Source organism: Pseudomonas sp. UMAB-40, from assembly GCF_900095275.1.
Taxonomy (GTDB): Bacteria; Pseudomonadota; Gammaproteobacteria; order Pseudomonadales; family Pseudomonadaceae; genus Aquipseudomonas; species Aquipseudomonas mandelii_B.
The window spans coordinates 59369-76411 of sequence record NZ_LT607569.1 but is presented as its reverse complement, the minus strand read 5'-3'; the positions used below and the strand labels follow the sequence as shown (position 1 = coordinate 76411).

22 protein-coding genes are annotated in these 17043 nt (G+C 59.2%); 2 read left to right on the top strand and 20 right to left on the bottom strand.

Features of this window, described 5'->3' with window-relative positions; translation table 11 throughout:
* Positions 1-6: 6 nt before the first annotated feature.
* On the bottom strand, positions 7-765 hold the full coding sequence (locus tag K0F88_RS24080; protein WP_094468831.1) for a tRNA-uridine aminocarboxypropyltransferase: 759 nt from the start codon (positions 763-765) through the stop codon (positions 7-9).
* A 189-nt stretch (positions 766-954) separates the two neighbouring features.
* Here K0F88_RS24080 and K0F88_RS24075 point away from each other — a divergent pair, with 189 nt between their 5' ends.
* Positions 955-1380: a PA3611 family quorum-sensing-regulated virulence factor gene (locus tag K0F88_RS24075; protein WP_008153984.1), complete on the top strand. Its 426-nt coding sequence runs from the start codon at positions 955-957 to the stop codon at positions 1378-1380.
* Here the strand turns inward: K0F88_RS24075 and K0F88_RS24070 are convergent, their stop codons facing one another.
* The gene (locus K0F88_RS24070) at positions 1381-1575 is read right to left on the bottom strand and encodes a hypothetical protein (protein ID WP_094468832.1); all 195 of its coding nucleotides are present in this window, start codon (positions 1573-1575) and stop codon (positions 1381-1383) included.
* A 477-nt stretch (positions 1576-2052) separates the two neighbouring features.
* Here K0F88_RS24070 and K0F88_RS24065 point away from each other — a divergent pair, with 477 nt between their 5' ends.
* Entirely contained in the window at positions 2053-3171 is a 1119-nt protein-coding gene (locus tag K0F88_RS24065) for a TIGR00730 family Rossman fold protein (protein ID WP_219096807.1), read from the top strand.
* Between the two features lie 57 nt (positions 3172-3228).
* Here the strand turns inward: K0F88_RS24065 and recX are convergent, their stop codons facing one another.
* The 18 genes from recX to K0F88_RS23975 form a co-directional block, all read right to left on the bottom strand.
* Positions 3229-3696, bottom strand: coding sequence for a recombination regulator RecX (gene recX, locus K0F88_RS24060; RefSeq protein WP_219096805.1), 468 nt, complete (start codon positions 3694-3696; stop codon positions 3229-3231).
* Between the two features lie 11 nt (positions 3697-3707).
* Positions 3708-4760 carry a recombinase RecA gene (gene recA / locus K0F88_RS24055; protein WP_007907270.1) on the bottom strand — a complete coding sequence of 351 codons (1053 nt, stop codon included), beginning with the start codon at positions 4758-4760 and terminating at the stop codon, positions 3708-3710.
* Positions 4761-4843: 83 nt separating this feature from the next.
* Positions 4844-5344: a CinA family protein gene (locus tag K0F88_RS24050; RefSeq protein WP_219096803.1), complete on the bottom strand. Its 501-nt coding sequence runs from the start codon at positions 5342-5344 to the stop codon at positions 4844-4846.
* Positions 5345-5424: 80 nt separating this feature from the next.
* Positions 5425-5952: a lysis system i-spanin subunit Rz gene (locus K0F88_RS24045; protein WP_219096802.1), complete on the bottom strand. Its 528-nt coding sequence runs from the start codon at positions 5950-5952 to the stop codon at positions 5425-5427.
* On the bottom strand, positions 5934-6497 hold the full coding sequence (locus K0F88_RS24040; RefSeq protein WP_219096800.1) for a glycoside hydrolase family 19 protein: 564 nt from the start codon (positions 6495-6497) through the stop codon (positions 5934-5936). Before K0F88_RS24040 ends, K0F88_RS24045 begins: the two co-directional genes overlap by 19 nt.
* Positions 6498-6563: 66 nt before the next feature.
* Complete coding sequence (locus K0F88_RS24035) at positions 6564-7580, bottom strand: contractile injection system protein, VgrG/Pvc8 family (RefSeq protein ID WP_219096798.1); 1017 nt, start codon at positions 7578-7580, stop codon at positions 6564-6566.
* Between the two features lie 9 nt (positions 7581-7589).
* Positions 7590-7802, bottom strand: coding sequence for a tail protein X (locus K0F88_RS24030; RefSeq protein WP_219096797.1), 213 nt, complete (start codon positions 7800-7802; stop codon positions 7590-7592).
* Positions 7795-8178 carry a phage tail protein gene (locus tag K0F88_RS24025; RefSeq protein ID WP_219096795.1) on the bottom strand — a complete coding sequence of 128 codons (384 nt, stop codon included), beginning with the start codon at positions 8176-8178 and terminating at the stop codon, positions 7795-7797. Before K0F88_RS24025 ends, K0F88_RS24030 begins: the two co-directional genes overlap by 8 nt.
* The gene (locus tag K0F88_RS24020) at positions 8178-10250 is read right to left on the bottom strand and encodes a phage tail tape measure protein (protein WP_219096793.1); all 2073 of its coding nucleotides are present in this window, start codon (positions 10248-10250) and stop codon (positions 8178-8180) included. The genes K0F88_RS24025 and K0F88_RS24020 overlap by 1 nt, the downstream gene beginning before the upstream one ends.
* 127 nt (positions 10251-10377) lie before the next feature.
* On the bottom strand, positions 10378-10959 hold the full coding sequence (locus K0F88_RS24015; protein WP_219096791.1) for a phage tail assembly protein: 582 nt from the start codon (positions 10957-10959) through the stop codon (positions 10378-10380).
* Between the two features lie 171 nt (positions 10960-11130).
* The gene (locus K0F88_RS24010; protein WP_219096790.1) at positions 11131-11637 is read right to left on the bottom strand and encodes a phage major tail tube protein; all 507 of its coding nucleotides are present in this window, start codon (positions 11635-11637) and stop codon (positions 11131-11133) included.
* Positions 11637-12803: a phage tail protein gene (locus K0F88_RS24005; protein ID WP_219096788.1), complete on the bottom strand. Its 1167-nt coding sequence runs from the start codon at positions 12801-12803 to the stop codon at positions 11637-11639. Before K0F88_RS24005 ends, K0F88_RS24010 begins: the two co-directional genes overlap by 1 nt.
* 2 nt (positions 12804-12805) lie before the next feature.
* Positions 12806-12991 carry a hypothetical protein gene (locus tag K0F88_RS24000; protein ID WP_219096787.1) on the bottom strand — a complete coding sequence of 62 codons (186 nt, stop codon included), beginning with the start codon at positions 12989-12991 and terminating at the stop codon, positions 12806-12808.
* Positions 12992-13088: 97 nt separating this feature from the next.
* Positions 13089-13514, bottom strand: coding sequence for a phage tail assembly chaperone (locus tag K0F88_RS23995; RefSeq protein WP_219096785.1), 426 nt, complete (start codon positions 13512-13514; stop codon positions 13089-13091).
* A gap of 12 nt (positions 13515-13526) precedes the next feature.
* Complete coding sequence (locus K0F88_RS23990) at positions 13527-15080, bottom strand: phage tail protein (protein WP_219096784.1); 1554 nt, start codon at positions 15078-15080, stop codon at positions 13527-13529.
* Positions 15081-15716, bottom strand: coding sequence for a phage tail protein I (locus K0F88_RS23985; RefSeq protein ID WP_219096783.1), 636 nt, complete (start codon positions 15714-15716; stop codon positions 15081-15083).
* On the bottom strand, positions 15713-16708 hold the full coding sequence (locus K0F88_RS23980; protein ID WP_219096781.1) for a baseplate J/gp47 family protein: 996 nt from the start codon (positions 16706-16708) through the stop codon (positions 15713-15715). The genes K0F88_RS23985 and K0F88_RS23980 overlap by 4 nt, the downstream gene beginning before the upstream one ends.
* A complete protein-coding gene (locus K0F88_RS23975) occupies positions 16705-17037 on the bottom strand; it encodes a phage baseplate protein (protein ID WP_219096780.1) in 333 nt (110 codons plus the stop codon). Before K0F88_RS23975 ends, K0F88_RS23980 begins: the two co-directional genes overlap by 4 nt.
* Positions 17038-17043 lie beyond the last annotated feature (6 nt).

Below are 17043 nucleotides of genomic sequence, written 5' to 3'. Positions count from 1 at the left end.
CGACAATCAGCAGTTGACCGGGGCCGCGTTCTGCACGAAAGGCATCAGCTCGGTGTGGGCCGGCGTTGCCACGTTCATGTCCAGCTGATGTTTCGCATCAAGGTAATGCTGGCTGAACACGTCGAAATAAGCGTCCAGCGCCGAGGCCGCCTCGGTATCGCCCGCCAGGTCCAGGCACAGTGCCGCCACTTCGGCGGTGCACAAATGCTCGCTGCGGGTCGAGCGGCGCAGTCGATAGCGTGAAAGCTTTTCGGGCAGCAGGCTCAAAATCGGCAAGCGATCAAAATACGGGCTCTTGCGGAATATCTTCCGGGCCTCGGTCCAGGTCGCGTCGAGCAGAATGAACAGCGGGCGCTTGGTGCTATCGGCTTCGACGGTGTTCGTCACTCGTTCAGGCTCGACGTATTCACCCGGGAAGACCAGATACGGCTGCCATTGCGGGTCGGCCAGCAACGCCAGCAACTGCGGATCCGTTTCCGTGCGTGACCAGATAAAGGCATGGTTGTCGCGCACCACGTCGGCGATCAGCCAACCGGTGTTGCTCGGTTTGAACACTTCTTTGTTGGTCATGATCAGGCACACGCCGGAGCGGGCCTCGACCTGCGGACGCCAGGCGCACAGGCAGTGACTCTCGATCACGCGACAGGCACGGCACCGCGGTGCCCTCCAGCCACGGGCCTGAATCGGCTTGATGCCCTCCTCCTCTCGCTCGTCGCGCAAGCGGGCGACGGCGTTTGCAGCAAAGGGTGGAGTTACTGGGCTCATCGCAGGCAGCACCGGAGGGGAAAGAAAATCGACACGAAAAACACTCGGCAAGGCAGAAAGTGGCGGCAGTTTATCAGAGCGGCCGGCGCAAGCCTGTACCGTCCAGGCCTCGTCCCCTATAATTCGCCGCCACTGAACGCACAGTCATGTGACAGGTCGAACCACCAGTCACTGAACCAGGAGAGTTTCATGCTGCGCCTTATCGTTCCCACCGCTGCCATTTTGCTGGCGTCGTCCTTCAGCGCTCAGGCTGCGTCCTTGAGTGAGCAGAATCTCAACCGAGAACTGCGAAACGTCGCCACACAAAGCAGTGTCGGTACTCCACGGGCGATCAACGAGGACATTCTTGATCAGGGCTACACCGTCGAAGGCAACACGCTGATCAACCATCTGAGCGTACAAAGCAGCCACGCCAACAAGATGCGTGCCGACCCCAAGGCCGTGTATTTCCAACTGGGCGCCTCTGTGTGCAACAACCCATCGTTCCGCAAACTGATGGCCAAGGGCGCGGTCATGCGTTACGACTTCACTGAGGTGAAGACCAACCGCTCGGTCGGTTCGGCCAGCTACCAGGAATCGGATTGCCCGAAAGCGGCACCGGCCAAGAAGAAGTAATCATCGGGAATTGGCGCGCCGTTGTTCATCCTCGGCGCGCAGTTCTGCCACCAACGCCTGCAAATAGCGCGAACGCCGCTCGCCGCCCTCCAGACGCCGGCAGCACTCCTCTTCGAGACTCAAATGATTGGTCTCGGCGGATGATTTCAGCAATCGATACAGCTGCGTATCGATTTCCAGAATGACTCTGGCCATGGTGTCCAGCCTCCCTGCACCTCGCCCTGCTTGAGCGAAAAATCCTTGAACCGCTTGGACTGTGCGTCCTGCCTTTGACGCAAAGTTGTCGTGTCACGCCTGTAACTTAGTAAATCAGAGCGCCGGGCCTGCGGCACGCGTTCGGACGAACGGTGAATCCACCTTGCAAAGCCTCAATAAGCGGTTGCCAGGAAAGACTTTGCGGCGCAATGATCAAGGCAGCGAGAATCTCTGCAAGGGTCTAGATTCAGAGTGTTCACGATCACTTTTCACGGCAGGAAAGGGGCTGCCCGTCGCGTGTCTTGTTGTGCGAACGTTTCTTTCATCCAAGGGAAAAACAGAGCCTGTATGGACGACTCGAACCGAGTCGGGTGGAGCGCCCAGGCATGGGCTTGGGCAGACAGCGACACATGACGTGTCGCGGCGCTGACGACTGCTTTGTCGGTGCCGAGGGTTCTGTGCAGAAGGAGAAGTTGAATGCCTTACCAACCGAATGACCTCCTGAGCCGTCATTTCGAAGAAAGCGGCCACGACCTCATCAGCAAGGTCGAAGAGCAACTCAACCTGGTTTCACCCAACAGCCCGAACATCCCCATTTACCGCGACATGATCCTGACCGTGCTGCGCATGGCCCAGGAAGATCACAACCGCTGGAACGCCAAGATCACCCTTCAAGCTCTACGTGAACTGGAGCAAGCCTTCCGCGTGCTCGAGAAGTTCAGGGGACGACGCAAGGTCACGGTTTTCGGCTCGGCGCGCACGCCGATCGAACACCCGCTGTATGGCCTGGCCCGTGAACTCGGCGCCGCGCTGGCGCGCTCGGACCTGATGGTCATCACCGGAGCCGGTGGCGGCATCATGGCGGCGGCTCATGAAGGTGCCGGCCTGGAACACAGTCTGGGGTTCAATATCACCCTGCCCTTCGAGCAGCATGCCAATCCCACCGTCCAGGGCACGGGCAACCTGCTGCCCTTCCATTTCTTCTTTACCCGCAAGTTGTTCTTCGTCAAGGAAGCCGATGCGCTGGTCCTGTGCCCAGGCGGTTTCGGCACCCTGGATGAAGCGCTCGAGGTGTTGACCTTGATTCAGACCGGCAAAAGCCCACTTGTGCCGGTGGTGCTGCTGGACGCACCGGGCGGCAAGTTCTGGCAGGGCGCGCTGGACTTCATTCACCATCAACTGGAGGAAAATCGCTACATCCTGCCGACCGACATGAAGCTCGTGAGCCTGGTCTACAGCGCCGAAGAAGCGGTTGAGCAGATCAATCAGTTCTACGGCAACTTCCACTCCAGTCGCTGGCTGAAGCATCAGTTCGTGATCCGCATGAACCACAAGCTCAGCGACCTGGCGCTCGAACACATGCAGGAAGCGTTTGCCGACCTGTGCCTGAGCGATCACTTTCATCAGCACGCCTATAGCGGCGAGGAGCACGATGACGCGCAGTTCAGTCATCTGGCGCGGCTGGCCTTCAACTTCAACGCCAGGGATCATGGCCGTCTGCGGGAGCTGGTGGACTACATCAACCTGCCGGAAAACTGGGCCCATTCCAAACCCCAGGCGCAACAGCGCACGCGAGAGCCGTCCAAGGTGACGTGAGGCAAAATCGAGGCAAAAAAAAAACGGCCCGCTATCGAAATAGCGGGCCGTTTTTATTCAATCATCCATTCCCCGACCGCTGAACAAGCGGCCGATCATTTCCATGGAGTATCCCCGATAACTCAGGAAACGCCCTTGCTTGGCGCGTTCCCGGACGTCTATCGGCAGATGCCCGGCAAATTTGCGTCGCCAGGTCTCTTCCAGTTGCTCCTGCCAATTGATACCGCTCTCGCGCAAGGCGAGTTCGATGTCGTTACGTTGCAGGCCGCGCTGGCTCAGTTCTTCGCGAATTCGCAAAGGGCCGTAGCCGGAGCGAGCACGGTAAGAAACGAAGCTTTCGAGGTAACGGGATTCGGACAGCAGGCCCTCTTCCGTCAAACGGTCGAGTGCTGTGTCAATCATTTCAGGGAGAGCGCCGCGCTGACGTAGTTTACGCGTCAGCTCGACTCGACCGTGCTCGCGTCGTGCGAGCAGGTCCATTGCGGTTCGCCGCACCGCGACGAGTGTATCGAGTACGGCGGTCATCATCGGATCAATCAGATATCAGCGTCAGCCAGGTCATCAGCCGTCTCTTTGACTGGCGATGCTTTGACGTCCGGCGCCGGGGTCAGCAACTTGTCACGCAGTTGCTTCTCGAGCTTGGCGGCGATTTCCGGATTGTCTGCCAGGAACTTGGCCGAGTTGGCCTTGCCCTGACCGATCTTGGTGCCTTCATAGGCATACCAGGCACCGGACTTCTCAACGAAACCGTGCAGCACGCCCAGGTCGATCATCTCACCGTTGAGGTAGATGCCCTTGCCGTAAAGAATCTGGAACTCGGCCTGACGGAACGGCGAAGCCACCTTGTTCTTAACGACTTTGACGCGGGTTTCGCTACCGACGACTTCATCACCTTCTTTCACCGCGCCAGTACGACGGATGTCCAGACGAACCGAAGCGTAGAACTTCAACGCGTTACCACCGGTGGTGGTTTCCGGGCTGCCGAACATCACGCCGATTTTCATACGGATCTGGTTGATGAAGATCACCAGGCAGTTGGCGTTCTTGATGTTACCGGTGATTTTACGCAGCGCCTGGGACATCAGACGGGCTTGCAGGCCCACGTGCATGTCACCCATTTCGCCTTCGATTTCAGCCTTCGGAACCAGCGCGGCCACGGAGTCGACGATGATCACGTCAACCGCGTTGGAACGCACCAGCATGTCGGTGATTTCCAGGGCTTGTTCGCCGGTGTCCGGCTGGGAAACCAGCAGGTCGTCGACGTTGACGCCCAGTTTACCGGCGTATTCAGGGTCGAGGGCGTGTTCGGCGTCGACGAATGCGCAGGTCGCGCCGGCTTTTTGAGCCTGGGCGATCACCGACAGCGTCAGCGTGGTTTTACCGGAGGATTCAGGACCGTAGATTTCAACGATACGGCCTTTTGGCAGACCACCAATGCCGAGCGCGATGTCCAGACCCAGAGAGCCAGTGGAGATAGCCGGGATCGCCTGACGGTCCTGATCGCCCATACGCATTACGGCACCCTTGCCGAATTGACGTTCGATCTGACCCAGGGCCGCAGCCAAGGCTTTCTTCTTGTTGTCGTCCATTAAAGTCCTCACGTAATCAATAAGGCCTGACGGCCAACACCTGTATAAGTAGCCAGTATTATTCCACAGCGTTTCAGGATCGCCTACCCCTGATTTGAGATTTCTCCAGCGGCATGGCGCAGCAGCCCCTCTAGCGCGGCCTTAACCGTTTGTCGGCGGACCTCATCACGGTTACCGGCGAAGTGCTGCACCTCGCTGAACACCTGCTCACCGACGCCCCAGGCCAGCCAGACAGTGCCGACCGGTTTGTTCGGCGAACCGCCATCCGGGCCGGCCACACCGCTGACCGCCACGGCAAAATGCGCTTGGCTTTTTTCCTGGGCACCGCGAACCATCGCCTCGACCACTTCGCGACTGACCGCGCCCACCGCAGGGAACAATTCGGAAGGCACGTTCAACTGCTCGGTTTTCTGCCGGTTGGAATACGTCACATAACCGGCCTCGAACCACGCCGAACTCCCCGGAATGCGAGTGATCGCTTCCGAGATCCCTCCGCCGGTACAGGACTCGGCTGCGGTGACGTGGGCATTCAGAACCTGCAAGCGCCTGCCAAGTTCAGCGGCCAGTTGAGTGATTTCTTTCACGGTCATCTCCTGAGCGAGCGGAATGAGCACTACCGTACACGAGCGAATTGCGCTTGCAAGGCACAGGATCGATCAAAATGTTAGCGAGCGACGGCTCTGACATAGGCCTGGCAGGCCCGCAAGGCAATCAGTCCGCTGTCGCCGGCATCGGTGATGGCGATAATTCGTTGAGCATGCGCCGGGTCAAGTCGGGCTCGCGGGGCGTCATTATCCAGGCTGCGGGTGCTGGCGGAGGCTGGCACTGAATGGCTTGAGGCAGCATCGAGGAGGACTGACAAGCGCAGATCAGCAGTGGCAAGACGATCGCGCAGGCGACCTTGATCACGTTGGGCATCGCTAAGCGCTCGGTAATGGGTTTGCTCACTGGCCGACAGACGCTGCTCCAGCGCCAGACGCTTGTCCTGTTCGGCCTGTTGCTGCCTTGCGGCGGCCAGCGTCAGCTGATTCAGTGCCTCGGCATGCAACCTGGCCTGTTCCGCCATTTGCCGGCCATAACGCCAATCCTGAAAGTGCCAGGCCAGCGCCGCAGCGCCGACGGCCAACACCGCCAGTAACACAACAAGGCCGATCACCCGGTAAAAAATCGGCATCAGGCCGAAGACTGGCATAACACCGCCCTCGCCCGCGCCCAGAGTTGCAGGCGATCTTGCAAGCCGTTAAGGCCGCCATTGATGCGGCGGGTGATGCTGTTGAACTGATCGCGATCGGCCAGTTCGTTCAGGCCGTTCTGTTGCCAGAACCAGGCGGCTGATTCGGCGGCCCATTGGGGCTTTTCCAGCAACTGCGGAATAAACACCAAGCGATCATCGCCGAACAGGCCGAGGCTGCATTGACGGTAGTTGTCGCGACCGGTGATCTGGATCAGGCCCCGGCCCCGGTACTTTTGGCCGTCGCCGTCGAGCACTGGTGTATTACCCAAACGTGCGGCCAACGTGCCGGTGTCGTACTTGCTCAAGTACTGATCGCTGCCGAGTTCACGCACGTAATGTAGTTGTCCAGATTCATGGCCAACTTGCGCCAGGAAGGCGGCGGCGCGTTTCGGGGTGTTGATGCTGAAACGAAGCATGGCGGTGTTGAGAGCGGAAATGAAAACGCCCGCTTGTAGGCGGGCGTTGGGCATGATGGTTTCCAGCAGTTGTTGCGTAACAGTCATGGTTATACCCATAGACAGGATGGAAAAGTGACTCGACCGCTACCGGCAGAAATCAAAATATGTCCTTCAGGACCGGGCATCCACACAGGTCGCCTCGATCGAACAGCGATAGCTGTTCTGACGACTGCCGCTGGCCGTAACCTTGTCAATTGACCAACGCCCTCGCATGAAATCGGGCCACGTACTGTCCAGCAGCACCAGGCCTTCGGCAGACAATCCTGGATTGCCGGGGCACTCGATCTTCACCTTCAATGCTTCACGCATCATTCGACGCACCTCGCCCTCACCGGCGGCCCGCGCATCGCCTGCGCTTTGATAGCGTTGCCGAAGGGTCTTAAACGGCGCGATGCCGCTTTCCTCGACCCGCACCTTGCCGGCGGCTGCATCCCACCAACTGGTCTTGCAGCCCTGGTACTTCGCCCGCGCGGTTTCTTCGAGTGTTGCAGCGATAAAAGACTGTTCGCCCGGACGATTGTTGGTTGTCACAGTGAGTTTTATGTCCGGCATCACGTTGCCCGACAGTGACTTCGCCTGACCACGTCGTGCCAGCACATACAGATCGTTGATCGGCTTGGCGACCCCATCATGGAGACAGGCAAGCCGTGTCAGAAACCCCATGTCCGTCTCGTTGGACTGGTCGATATGTTCAATCTTGATTTGCGCCAGATCCGGGGCCACACGCGGTGAAAATCCATGCCTGGATGTCAACTGGCGGAACAGCGCCCCCACGGTTGTCGGACCGTGGCTGACGGATCGGCGTTGCTTGAAGCCGGTCTCATCGGCGGCACTGAACGGCGCCGCCGTGGCCACCAGCGTCATGCGCAGGGGAAACAGCGTCGGCGTGCGCCGTGTGACGACGAATTCGCCCTTGTCAACCAGGCCCGACTCCACATAGCCCACTCGCAAACCGATTTTTCCGCCCAGACTCGGCAATCCTTCAAGCCCTTCCAGATTAATGACAAGCGTCAGTTGATCGGACTCTATCCCCGCCGCATCGATGTGCTGCCATGAAATCAATCGCTCGTTGAGCAGCGCAGCGTTCGCGCCGTAAATCTCCACCGAGGGTGTAAAACCAAGTGACATGCTGCCTCCTTAATCCCAGGCCGAAGCCGGCTTGGGTGCAATGGGTTTTGAACCCACCTCAGGCAGGAACACCCGCACGCCCGCCGGCAATACCGGCCCATATTCGGCGAGCCCCGGATTGAGTCGCCAAAGTGCTTCCTCGGCGACATCGTCACAACGCTCAAGCGCCCGGTACAGCAGCAGATTCACCGAGTCGCCGGCAATACTTCGAACATTACGCATTGGCAAACTCCAATAAATCGATGAACCAATCGACCACCATCGCAGTGCCGTCATCAAGCACGCTCGACTGGGTTTCCGACACCGTGATGATCTGCCATAGACCCCAATTGCGGCCGATGCCGTCAACCAACGGCACAGGAACGCGCTGCGCCTGCAACGCACGCAATTCGTCAAGCCGATCCATCGCTGTCGCGTACATCGATTTGCCCGATATTTTCAACGTTTGCAGGCCTTGGCCAGTCTGACTGGAGATGGGTTTACCGGTGACAGCGTCGAAGCTCTTCCAGCCACCATCCGCCCCGCGCGCCAAGCTGCTGTAAGCGAAGTTTCTGGACAGGCCGAACATGAAATTGCCCAACACCATTTGCTGACGCATCAGGTACCTCCATCGGTCAGGGCCGCGTCACTGCGCATGGCGAGTGAGTTGGGCAGGGTCATAAGTCCAAATTGGCCGGTGATCTGCTGTACCACCAGGTTCGCCAACTGGCTGGCGCTGGCCTGATCCTGACCGTTGATGTAGATGTTCGCCGTCATCGAGTTCTGCTGATTGCTCGTTTGGGCATTAGTCAGGTCTTTGCTGACCTGGTCCGGAGCGGCGAGCTTGTCGGCCGGTGCGGCGAGTTTTTCGCCCAGCCAGCTGCCCGACTCTCCACCTATCCAGCTCCCTGCCAGCCCGCCGACGACCGCGCCTACCGTTCCGCCAATGGCCGTGCCGAGGAGCGGACCGAACAAGGTACCCACAGCAGCGCCCATGGCAGCACCTGCAGAGGCCCCCGCCCAGCCGCCGCCCGCGGCACCCAGGCCAGTGCCGAGCATCTTGAGGTCGCCGTTCATCGTGCCTTCAATCACATCGGGGGCGGCTTTTAACGCAAATGCTCCAGGTAAAAAACGCTTGAATACGCCCAATGAAGCACTCATGCCTTTCAGAGAATTGCCGGGGAGACGGGGAGCCTCGCCGCCCAATACTCGCTTGGCCGCCTGACTGGACATCTCATCCACGACGGCTTTGAACAGCGCCTCCACCAGTGGTTTGATCGCTGCTGCAACAAGCACGATTGCAGCAGTGGCTTTCGGTGAGGCTTCAGCAGACTCGCTCAAGCTATCAACCACGGAACCAAGCGAGCGAAGCAAGCTATCCGTCACAGGTGCCAGCGCATTGCCCGTGGCAATCGACAAGCGATCAGTCCTTGCGCTCAGAACGTTCAACTGGCCTTGCCGGGTTTTTGACTGCGCGAGTGCGTCCTGCCTCACCGAGCCCTTGTCCCCCAACTCCGATGTGGCGTACTGACCTGTATCTTTCACCTGCCAGAAGGCTTGATTCACTTCACCAAGGTTTTGCGCCATGCGCATCGCCGCCTTATCGCCATCACCAAATAGCGTAAAGGCCAGCGCCGGGCGTTTCTCGGCAGGTTGCGCGTTCAAGGCCGCAAGCACCGACATCACCGTGCCAGGTGCCGCGTCCTTGTCACGCAATCCACTCGCCACCGCTTTCGGTTCAAGACCCAGCTGCTTCCACGCTGCCCGCTCGGTTTTGGAGGCCTGATCTCCCTTGCCCATGGCAGTGGCGATGTCTTTCAGCGCTACGCCGGCTTCATCCTTCTGCGTACCGGTATTCAACAATGCCGTCGTTAACGCGGCGGCTTGCGCGGGTGCCAGGCCTGCTGCTGTAGCAGCACTACCATCACGCTGCAAAACGGCACCGATGTCAGCCGCTTTCGCACCACCGGGTATCTTGCCCAGATGGTTGACTGCATCCGCCAGGTCAAAGGTTTGAGCACCGTTGAGCTTCATGGACGTGCGCCAGCCGACCATCATCTCAGCGACATCCATGGCCGGCATCTTGAACGCCGATGCGGCGACGCCAGCATCACTGGCGAAGCGCAGCAGATCAAACCGTCGGTCCGAAGCATCGGGCAGATCACCAGCGATTCCCGCCTTGGCGGCAAGACTTGCAATCCTCACCAGATCAACCGCTTTGGTCCCTCCGGCCGCCACCAGCGCAGAGCTGGCAATGTGCAGGGTTGACTGCGCCATCTCTTCGCTCTGGCGCGGGGTAAACTGGCCTGCCTGCTTCAGTTCGGCCCTGGCCAAATCCATCTCTATCGCGGGTTTAAGCAGGTCCGGCGGTTCGATACCGCTACCCGACGTTCCCGCACTCTTCTGCTCGCAGGTCGACTCACACTTTTCACCGGCTCCCGCTGCCTGCGGTAACAAACGTTGCGACGAAAGTTTCAAGGTCAACGACTCAATAGACGTTGTCAGCAGTCCGAGTTTGATCCCGACATTTTCCAGCGCCAGACCGAGGCCCGGCATTTGATCCCTGGCGGAGGGGCCCGTACCTTGCGCTGACATAACGCTTGTGGCTGCGGTACTCAGGCTGGTATTTGCGAACGCCAACCCACCGTTATCGATGGCTGCGTATTTGAGAGAATATCTATCGTCCGCCATCCCGCTTACTCCTGTTTCACGCCAAGGCGAGTGATCGCGATGTCGTAGCGGCGCAATGCCTTGCCGGCGTCCCATTCCAGAATGTCCGACTCACTTACCGGGTAAATGAGCGGCACCACATCGAGGATTACTTCGATGTCGCGTTCCGAAAGAAGTCCGCCGGTTTGTTTAAAAAATCGTCGATGCGTACCTGAAGCTGTGTCCAGTCGGGCACGGTCAACAGGTCCAGATCGGGAAGCATTAACCCGGTGCAATGGGCGGTGATGAACTCGGCGCGCTCCTTGGCCGTTTTCAGTTTTTTCATCGCCTTGGTGGCGCGCAGTACCGGCATTTCCAAGGTGAGCGAAGTCAGGCTGCGTCCCGCTGCGTTGAGCGGTTGCAGCAACTGCACTTGATCGGGGTCTTCCGCGGCTTCGGATTCTGTGTCCCGCTGTAGAAAATACGACGCCGGACGAGTCGACATCTCATGAACGTACTGCGCGATGCTCACGTAGTCCGGGCGTTTGAGCTGGTCGAGCTCCTTGACCGACAGGCCGGTGGCCAGTTTCGCCAGTTCGAAGAACTGATCGTCTTCATCATCACCGGCACGGGCCAGGGCTTCTTTCTGTGCGGCGTAAAACAACGGTTTGAGCTGAATCTGCTGGAGTGTCGATTGATCGTCGGCGGTGATCGGCGACAACAAGACGTGAACGGGAGGCGTCCAGGACATGAAATGAATTCCTTGGGTGTGCAACCTGTGGGAGCGAGCCTGCTCGCGATTGCGGCGTGACATCCGACATCAATGTGTCAGGCACACCGCTTTCGTCGGAACGCCGCCCGGAGCCGGCTCGCTCCCACAGGGACTGCGTTTAGCTGAGTTGCATGGGGGTAGTGCGAGGGGTTACGGAATCAATACCGCGCGGCGGGCGTCGCCGAGAATGTCCACGCCGTTGAGCACAAACTTTTGCGTGCGTACGTCGATGTCGATCACAGGGATGCCGTTTTCGAGACGGCTGTAGGTGCGGCAGGAGAGTTCGAGGGTGGTGGTGGGTTTGTCACCCATTTTGAGTGCTGTTTCGACCAGGGACTTCAGCTTGCCGCCGACGGTGTGGTAGGTAAACCAAGTGTTGCCATCCTGATCCTGACCGGCCTCACGCACGTTCAGCAGAATGTCTTCCCCCAGCTTCACGCCCAACGCCAGCATCACTTCCGGCCCCACGCCTTGCAGGACCAGATTAGCCGTCAGCACCGTGCCGTTCTTGATCATTTCTTCGCCGATAAAGCGCCCGCCCGTCATGGTTTCCATGCCGAACTCAATCTTCGGCGGAGTAAAGCTTTCGACGGTCGCCGACAACGGCAGGCCTTGCAGGGTGGCCGCGATGGCCTGTCTTACGCGGTTGGTAAACATTAGAGAACATCCTCCAGGAACTGCTCGATGATTTCATCGCGGGCATTGAGTTGATAAAGCATGTGTTCGTTCGGCGCATAGCGGCCGTAGTCGATGACGATGAACCAAGTGCCGTTTTTGTACTTCTCGACGCTGTTCAATTCCGGGTGCAGGTACACGCTGCCGCCGGGAATGGTTTCGTCGGCTACCAGGGTTTGCAGCCAGTCGTTGATGCGCTTGACCTCCTGGTCCATGAACGACTTGGTCAGGTTCTTGGCCATGGCTTTCTGGCCTGCCTTGACCAGCTTGCGGCTGATCGCATCTTCGAGTCCGACGTAGCTGATGAACTTGCCGGTGATGGAGCGGTTACCCAGCAGCGAGAAGCCGCCGAGGATGGTCCGGGCGTAATAACTGATGCCGTAGCGGTTGAGCAGATCGCCTTCGGTGGATTTGTCGAGGATGTTGTATTCCACAACCCGCGACACGTCCTCGGCATAGGTCACCTGGTTGCCCGGGCTCTCCCATTGCTTGACCTTGGCCAAGGCCGCGATGGCGAGGCTCGATGGCGACAGGAACACGTTCTTCTTCGCCGCTTTGGAGTAAACGGCCGGCATGTTGTGCACGACCAGGCAACGGTCGAAACCGAGGTCCGCGCCGCCCAGTTCCTGGCTGTAGGTCACTTGATCGGCCACCGCGGCGTCCTTGCCGTCGAGTACCACACGCGCCTTGATACGCTTGCCAAACGAGGCGAACTCGCTGGCCACGGCTTTGGTGCCGGTGAAGCCTGGTGCACCGATGATGGTCAGGTCTTCCGGCACGCCGCTCAACGCGGCCAGGCCCAGCTTGCGGCCGGTCAGAGGCTCAACGCCGCCGATCACGTTATTCACCGTGTCCGCCGGGGTCGCGCCCTCTTCGACGATGACCACGTAGACCGGCACCTTGACCACTTTCAGGATCTGGAACACCGCGTGGAACAATGTGCCCGACTCAGTGCCGGTCGGATCGAGCAGCGCCTGGGTGGTGAAGCTGTTGATGCGAAACGGCGCATTGCGCGGAATCAGCGGATCGGCCTTCGGCGCAGTGCCGATCAGACCGATGACGTTGTCACCGAGGCCACCCATGGCCTCGGGGGATTCGGTCGCATTAACGGTAATGCCGTTGTGCTCGAAGTTCAGAACCTCAGCCATGGTTATTCAGCCTTCTTGGCAGCGGCCTTCACGGCCTTGGTGGATGTGGATTTCAGCTCCAGACGACCGGCGCTGAGCAGGGCGTTGGCTTCGACGTCGAGCAGCTCTAGCTCTTGGCCGGCGGTGGACCAGTGACCGCGCCCAACGGGGAACGGGACGAGGACGGTGTAGGTTTGGCGTTCTGCCATTTGGGTTTCTCCAGATGCGAAAAAGCCCCTTTGTTTGAGGAAGGGGCTGTTGGGTGTTGATTAGCGGATAAGAAAACGCCCCGACGGTGCGGGGCGCTTATTTGAGCTGGCCAGACAGCCAGGTGGGTACAACCGGGCGGTGATCTGCCTGGGGAAACTCCGCCCCAAGTGGCCAGTCGCGTAACTCGCGCCGGTAGACTTGCAGCTCAGCGTATTGCTCGGTTGTAAGGGTCGTTGCGCCGCCACCATCCAGTTCGTCGCGCTGACGCGCCACGATGCCATCGGTTTTCGCCAACAGCCCATCACGCCAGGTGCGCTCGAGGTCAGCCAATTGCTCGGGAGCCATCGGCGGACGCTCAATCAAAGAGGGTGGATCCGTATTAAAGTTGATCTTGATCAACTGCGACTGACCGTTCAAAAGCTCGGCGTGCAGTTCGAGCGATATTTCGACAGCGTCCGTTGGAAGCTCTCCACCCAAATCTGAATCGTGAAAAAGACCGGTTGTCTTACTGCTGTAAATCATCTGATTTCCCCTTTACATCCCGAAAGCAAGTACGCGGACTGCCGATTGGCTGGCGGTGTAGTTGGACTGCACAACGACCTGGCCCAAGCCGTTGGCCATACCCGCCACAAACGGAGAGCCGGTGGAGCCGTAAATAGTGCTGTCTGTCATCGAAACGTTGCAGCCGAAGTTCTTGTTCGGAAAAGCAATTGGCAAATTAAAAGGAGTGCTCAGCGCCGCGCTTGAGAACAGCGCTGTCATCCACTGAATGATCAAACCGGAAGGGAGTTTCTGATAGCCGTTCGCCGACATCAGTGCACCAAACGGTGCAGTCTTGCCAACGACACCGGTACCCAGCAAAACCCAGGCCCCGTCGCCAACGAAGATCATGTCCAGATAGGTATCTGGTGGAACCGACCTGCTCACAGCAGAAGGCGGAATAGAGAGACTTTCCTGCATTTTGTCCGCACCCTGAGTGGACAGAATCAGGGTTGCAATTGACCAGTTCTGCAATCGAATGGTGGCGCCTGCCTGGAAGCCATTAGCCACCGAGTCAGGAATACTGTAGGAAACGGGCCCGCTACCGTAACAGTGAACCAGACTGCCCACGTGCGCCGCGATACCGGTTAACGGGGCAACAAACGAGTAAAAACCACCCAGCTCGACCCCTCTGGCCTTGATCCATTCAGTCGTTGCAAGCTTCTTGGTGTTATCAAACCGAGCCGGCGCATTCGCCGTGGGGCTGATCAGCGCCGGCGAATTGAGCGGCGCAAAGCCTTGCGTCACGTTCTGGAACGTCAGCGCCGTGGTGCCCAGGACAATCGCCCCGTCAGTGACCAACTGCCAACGAGTATCGGCCAGCGTCGCTCCTTGCTCTACGGAGACCATCAGACCCGACGTCACATCTGTACTGGCGTCCGCGTCTTTCGCCCGAACCCAGTCAGCAACCGCGGCAATATAGAGGCCGTTATCTTTTGCGGCCGTCTGGTTTTTAACCAGGACGCGATCGCCAGCGACTACGGCCACGCCATCGATTGCTTGCGGCCCGGCCAGTGCGATGTTGGCAGTAGTCGCCACGCGAACCGATTGCTTGCCATCAAGCTTGGCCAACTCGTCCGCAAGATAGCCCATCACCCAGGCCCGCGTTGCCTTGACCACCGTGTCATCGATCAACAGGGTCACGAGTGAGGCATTGCTGGTTTCGAAAATCGAGCGAATGTAAAACTCTTTGCCCGCCCCCGAAGTCGCCAGCACTGGTTTGAACGACTCCGGGTATTTGACGATGGCGTACAAAATGCCGGTATCAGTCCAGAGCCCGGCTTCACGCACATACCAGCCGCCAACGTCCGGCGGGATGGTCACTTCAGCCAGCAACCAGCTCGGATTTTTCTCGTCCTGGAACAGCGCATTGAGTGGCCCGCGCCAGACTTCGCGCTTGAGCGCGGTGTCGGTTGCCGCCGGGTTGTAAACGGCGCCACCGCCGTCGCCGACGGAAATCTGCGACAGTTTGATTGGCAAGCCCGCCGCCTTGCAGGCAGTTTCGTAGGCAATCCCCGCATTGGTAAGCAGGGTGTAATAGTCGGCCATTTAGGACCCCTGAGGATAAATAGTGGAGGTTTCGACGGTGTAGAGCCCGGCGGCGATAAAGGCCTGGCCCGAGGCTTCAAGCCCTTCGATGACAATCGGGTACACCGTGGTCAGTTCTCCGCACACGGTGGCCGCGCCGATGACGTGATTGCCGAACGCGCTCAAGCCGACGGAGACCGTCAAGGTGTCGCGTTCGCTTTTGGCATCCGCAAGACGTCGATCAAGACGGGCATCGATTTCTTCGCTGTAGGGCTGTTCGGTAAAGGCCCTGACGGAAAAGCTGTAAGGCGGACCTGGCGGTGTTTGCTCGTACCAGGCGCGCACGTCGGGTCGCAATTGCAAACCCTTGGCAGCGTTTTCCAAGGCCATGCGTGTCCCGGCCTGGCGAGCGGTGGGCCAGGCGAGTTCTACCGTCAAACGCTTTTCGGTTTCGCCAGCCGTGGAGCTCCATTCGCTGACACCACGATCCGCGCCGAGGTACGGCAGAAATGCCAGTGGTGTTTCGGCCGGATTCATTAACTCCGGAAACGGCGGCGTAATACGCTCAAGCAACCGGCCAAAACCCAGATCAAGCGCCCTTTCCAGCGGCGAACTGTTGGCCGGCAGCAGGCTCGGACGAGGCGTGTCGTCACTCATAACGTGTCCACCTCGACCTCGACACCCGTGCAATACGGGGCCTGGAACGCCGTCGTCACGATTGGCGCCAGCGGTTCGAGAATCTGCAACTGAACCGCGCCAGCACTGTGCAACGTGTAGTCGATCCAGCTCGGGTCGACCCGCCCTTCCAGTCGATGGCAGCTGTCGGCATACGCCTGCAACTGCTGTTGCGCAGCCACCTTGGTCAACCCGGAATCAGGCCCGGCGTTGATCTTCGCCACGACCCGGATTTTGTAGTTCTTGATGTGCGCCCCCTGCACCGTGACAAGGTCGGTTTCGGGGCGCACATCAGATCGGGCGAAATGCTGGCGAACACCATCAAGCAAAGCTTCGGAGGGCGCGCCATCGCCCTCGCGGGCCAGTACGGTGACCATCACCTCGCCGGGAGCAGTGCGGCGTCCGTTGCCGTCCTTGACCTGAGCGGCGTAACCGTCCGGGTCGAACGTGTAGGTGACCGTCACCACGCCTGCGGCTGTCGTTTCCACCTTCACGGAGGGTCGCTCACCGAGGGTGAACACCTCACGGCGGTATTGCATGCGCGACCCGGCCGCCGGTGCATGGGGCGCCAGGTAGTAACGCAACCGGGCGTCATCGTCACTTTCATAAACCGGGGCCAATGGTGGGAATGCAGCCAGGTCGCCGGGGTCCAGCAACTGCCTTTCCAGGCCCATGTCCGCCAGTCGCGCATCAAGATTGCTGCCCGTGGCCCACCAAGCCAGCATCTGCTTGATGCGGGCGTTGTATTTGCGTTCGTGGATTTGCAAGCGTACACAAAAGGCTTCAAGGGCCAGGGTCAGCAACTCGCTTTCGTTGTCGAGGCTGACCTTAAGTTTTTCCGCGCGCTCGGGAGAACAGGCGCCGACGTACTCGACGACAAACGTCTTGAACTCCGCGAGCAGGTCCTCGAACGCTTCGACGGTGACGATCGAAGGTTCGGCCAACTGGTTCTGGCCGGGTATCAGCATGCTCATGTCACCACCTCGAATGTCTGACTACGGTTTTTCCAGAGGCCCGCGAAACGCAACAACAGCCCTGCCCCGTGGCGGCTGGCCACGATGACCTGCGGCTGGAAATCACCAATGCCGTTCTGCTCGTTGTAAAAAACCTGTGCCGCGTGGCTCTGGGCAAGCATCAGCAGGTCGTCACCGAGGTTTTGTCCCAAGAGATTCGGGATCAACGAGCCATATAAGGGACGCTTCTGACGAGTGCCCAAAGGCGTGGTCAGCGCCCGGGTCGCGCGTTGTACAAACTGCGGCCAGTCGTCGACCGTTACGCCGGTGTTTCTATCGATTCCGATCATGGAAAA

Coding starts and splice junctions, on each gene's coding strand:
- K0F88_RS24080 (WP_094468831.1), bottom strand. CDS start 765: ATGAGCCCAGTAACTCCACCCTTTGCTGCAAACGCCGTCGCCCGCTTG.
- K0F88_RS24075 (WP_008153984.1), top strand. CDS start 955: ATGCTGCGCCTTATCGTTCCCACCGCTGCCATTTTGCTGGCGTCGTCC.
- K0F88_RS24070 (WP_094468832.1), bottom strand. CDS start 1,575: ATGGCCAGAGTCATTCTGGAAATCGATACGCAGCTGTATCGATTGCTG.
- K0F88_RS24065 (WP_219096807.1), top strand. CDS start 2,053: ATGCCTTACCAACCGAATGACCTCCTGAGCCGTCATTTCGAAGAAAGC.
- recX (WP_219096805.1), bottom strand. CDS start 3,696: ATGACCGCCGTACTCGATACACTCGTCGCGGTGCGGCGAACCGCAATG.
- recA (WP_007907270.1), bottom strand. CDS start 4,760: ATGGACGACAACAAGAAGAAAGCCTTGGCTGCGGCCCTGGGTCAGATC.
- K0F88_RS24045 (WP_219096802.1), bottom strand. CDS start 5,952: ATGCCAGTCTTCGGCCTGATGCCGATTTTTTACCGGGTGATCGGCCTT.
- K0F88_RS24040 (WP_219096800.1), bottom strand. CDS start 6,497: ATGACTGTTACGCAACAACTGCTGGAAACCATCATGCCCAACGCCCGC.
- K0F88_RS24035 (WP_219096798.1), bottom strand. CDS start 7,580: ATGTCACTTGGTTTTACACCCTCGGTGGAGATTTACGGCGCGAACGCT.
- K0F88_RS24030 (WP_219096797.1), bottom strand. CDS start 7,802: ATGCGTAATGTTCGAAGTATTGCCGGCGACTCGGTGAATCTGCTGCTG.
- K0F88_RS24025 (WP_219096795.1), bottom strand. CDS start 8,178: ATGCGTCAGCAAATGGTGTTGGGCAATTTCATGTTCGGCCTGTCCAGA.
- K0F88_RS24020 (WP_219096793.1), bottom strand. CDS start 10,250: ATGGCGGACGATAGATATTCTCTCAAATACGCAGCCATCGATAACGGT.
- K0F88_RS24015 (WP_219096791.1), bottom strand. CDS start 10,959: ATGTCCTGGACGCCTCCCGTTCACGTCTTGTTGTCGCCGATCACCGCC.
- K0F88_RS24010 (WP_219096790.1), bottom strand. CDS start 11,637: ATGTTTACCAACCGCGTAAGACAGGCCATCGCGGCCACCCTGCAAGGC.
- K0F88_RS24005 (WP_219096788.1), bottom strand. CDS start 12,803: ATGGCTGAGGTTCTGAACTTCGAGCACAACGGCATTACCGTTAATGCG.
- K0F88_RS24000 (WP_219096787.1), bottom strand. CDS start 12,991: ATGGCAGAACGCCAAACCTACACCGTCCTCGTCCCGTTCCCCGTTGGG.
- K0F88_RS23995 (WP_219096785.1), bottom strand. CDS start 13,514: ATGATTTACAGCAGTAAGACAACCGGTCTTTTTCACGATTCAGATTTG.
- K0F88_RS23990 (WP_219096784.1), bottom strand. CDS start 15,080: ATGGCCGACTATTACACCCTGCTTACCAATGCGGGGATTGCCTACGAA.
- K0F88_RS23985 (WP_219096783.1), bottom strand. CDS start 15,716: ATGAGTGACGACACGCCTCGTCCGAGCCTGCTGCCGGCCAACAGTTCG.
- K0F88_RS23980 (WP_219096781.1), bottom strand. CDS start 16,708: ATGAGCATGCTGATACCCGGCCAGAACCAGTTGGCCGAACCTTCGATC.
- K0F88_RS23975 (WP_219096780.1), bottom strand. CDS start 17,037: ATGATCGGAATCGATAGAAACACCGGCGTAACGGTCGACGACTGGCCG.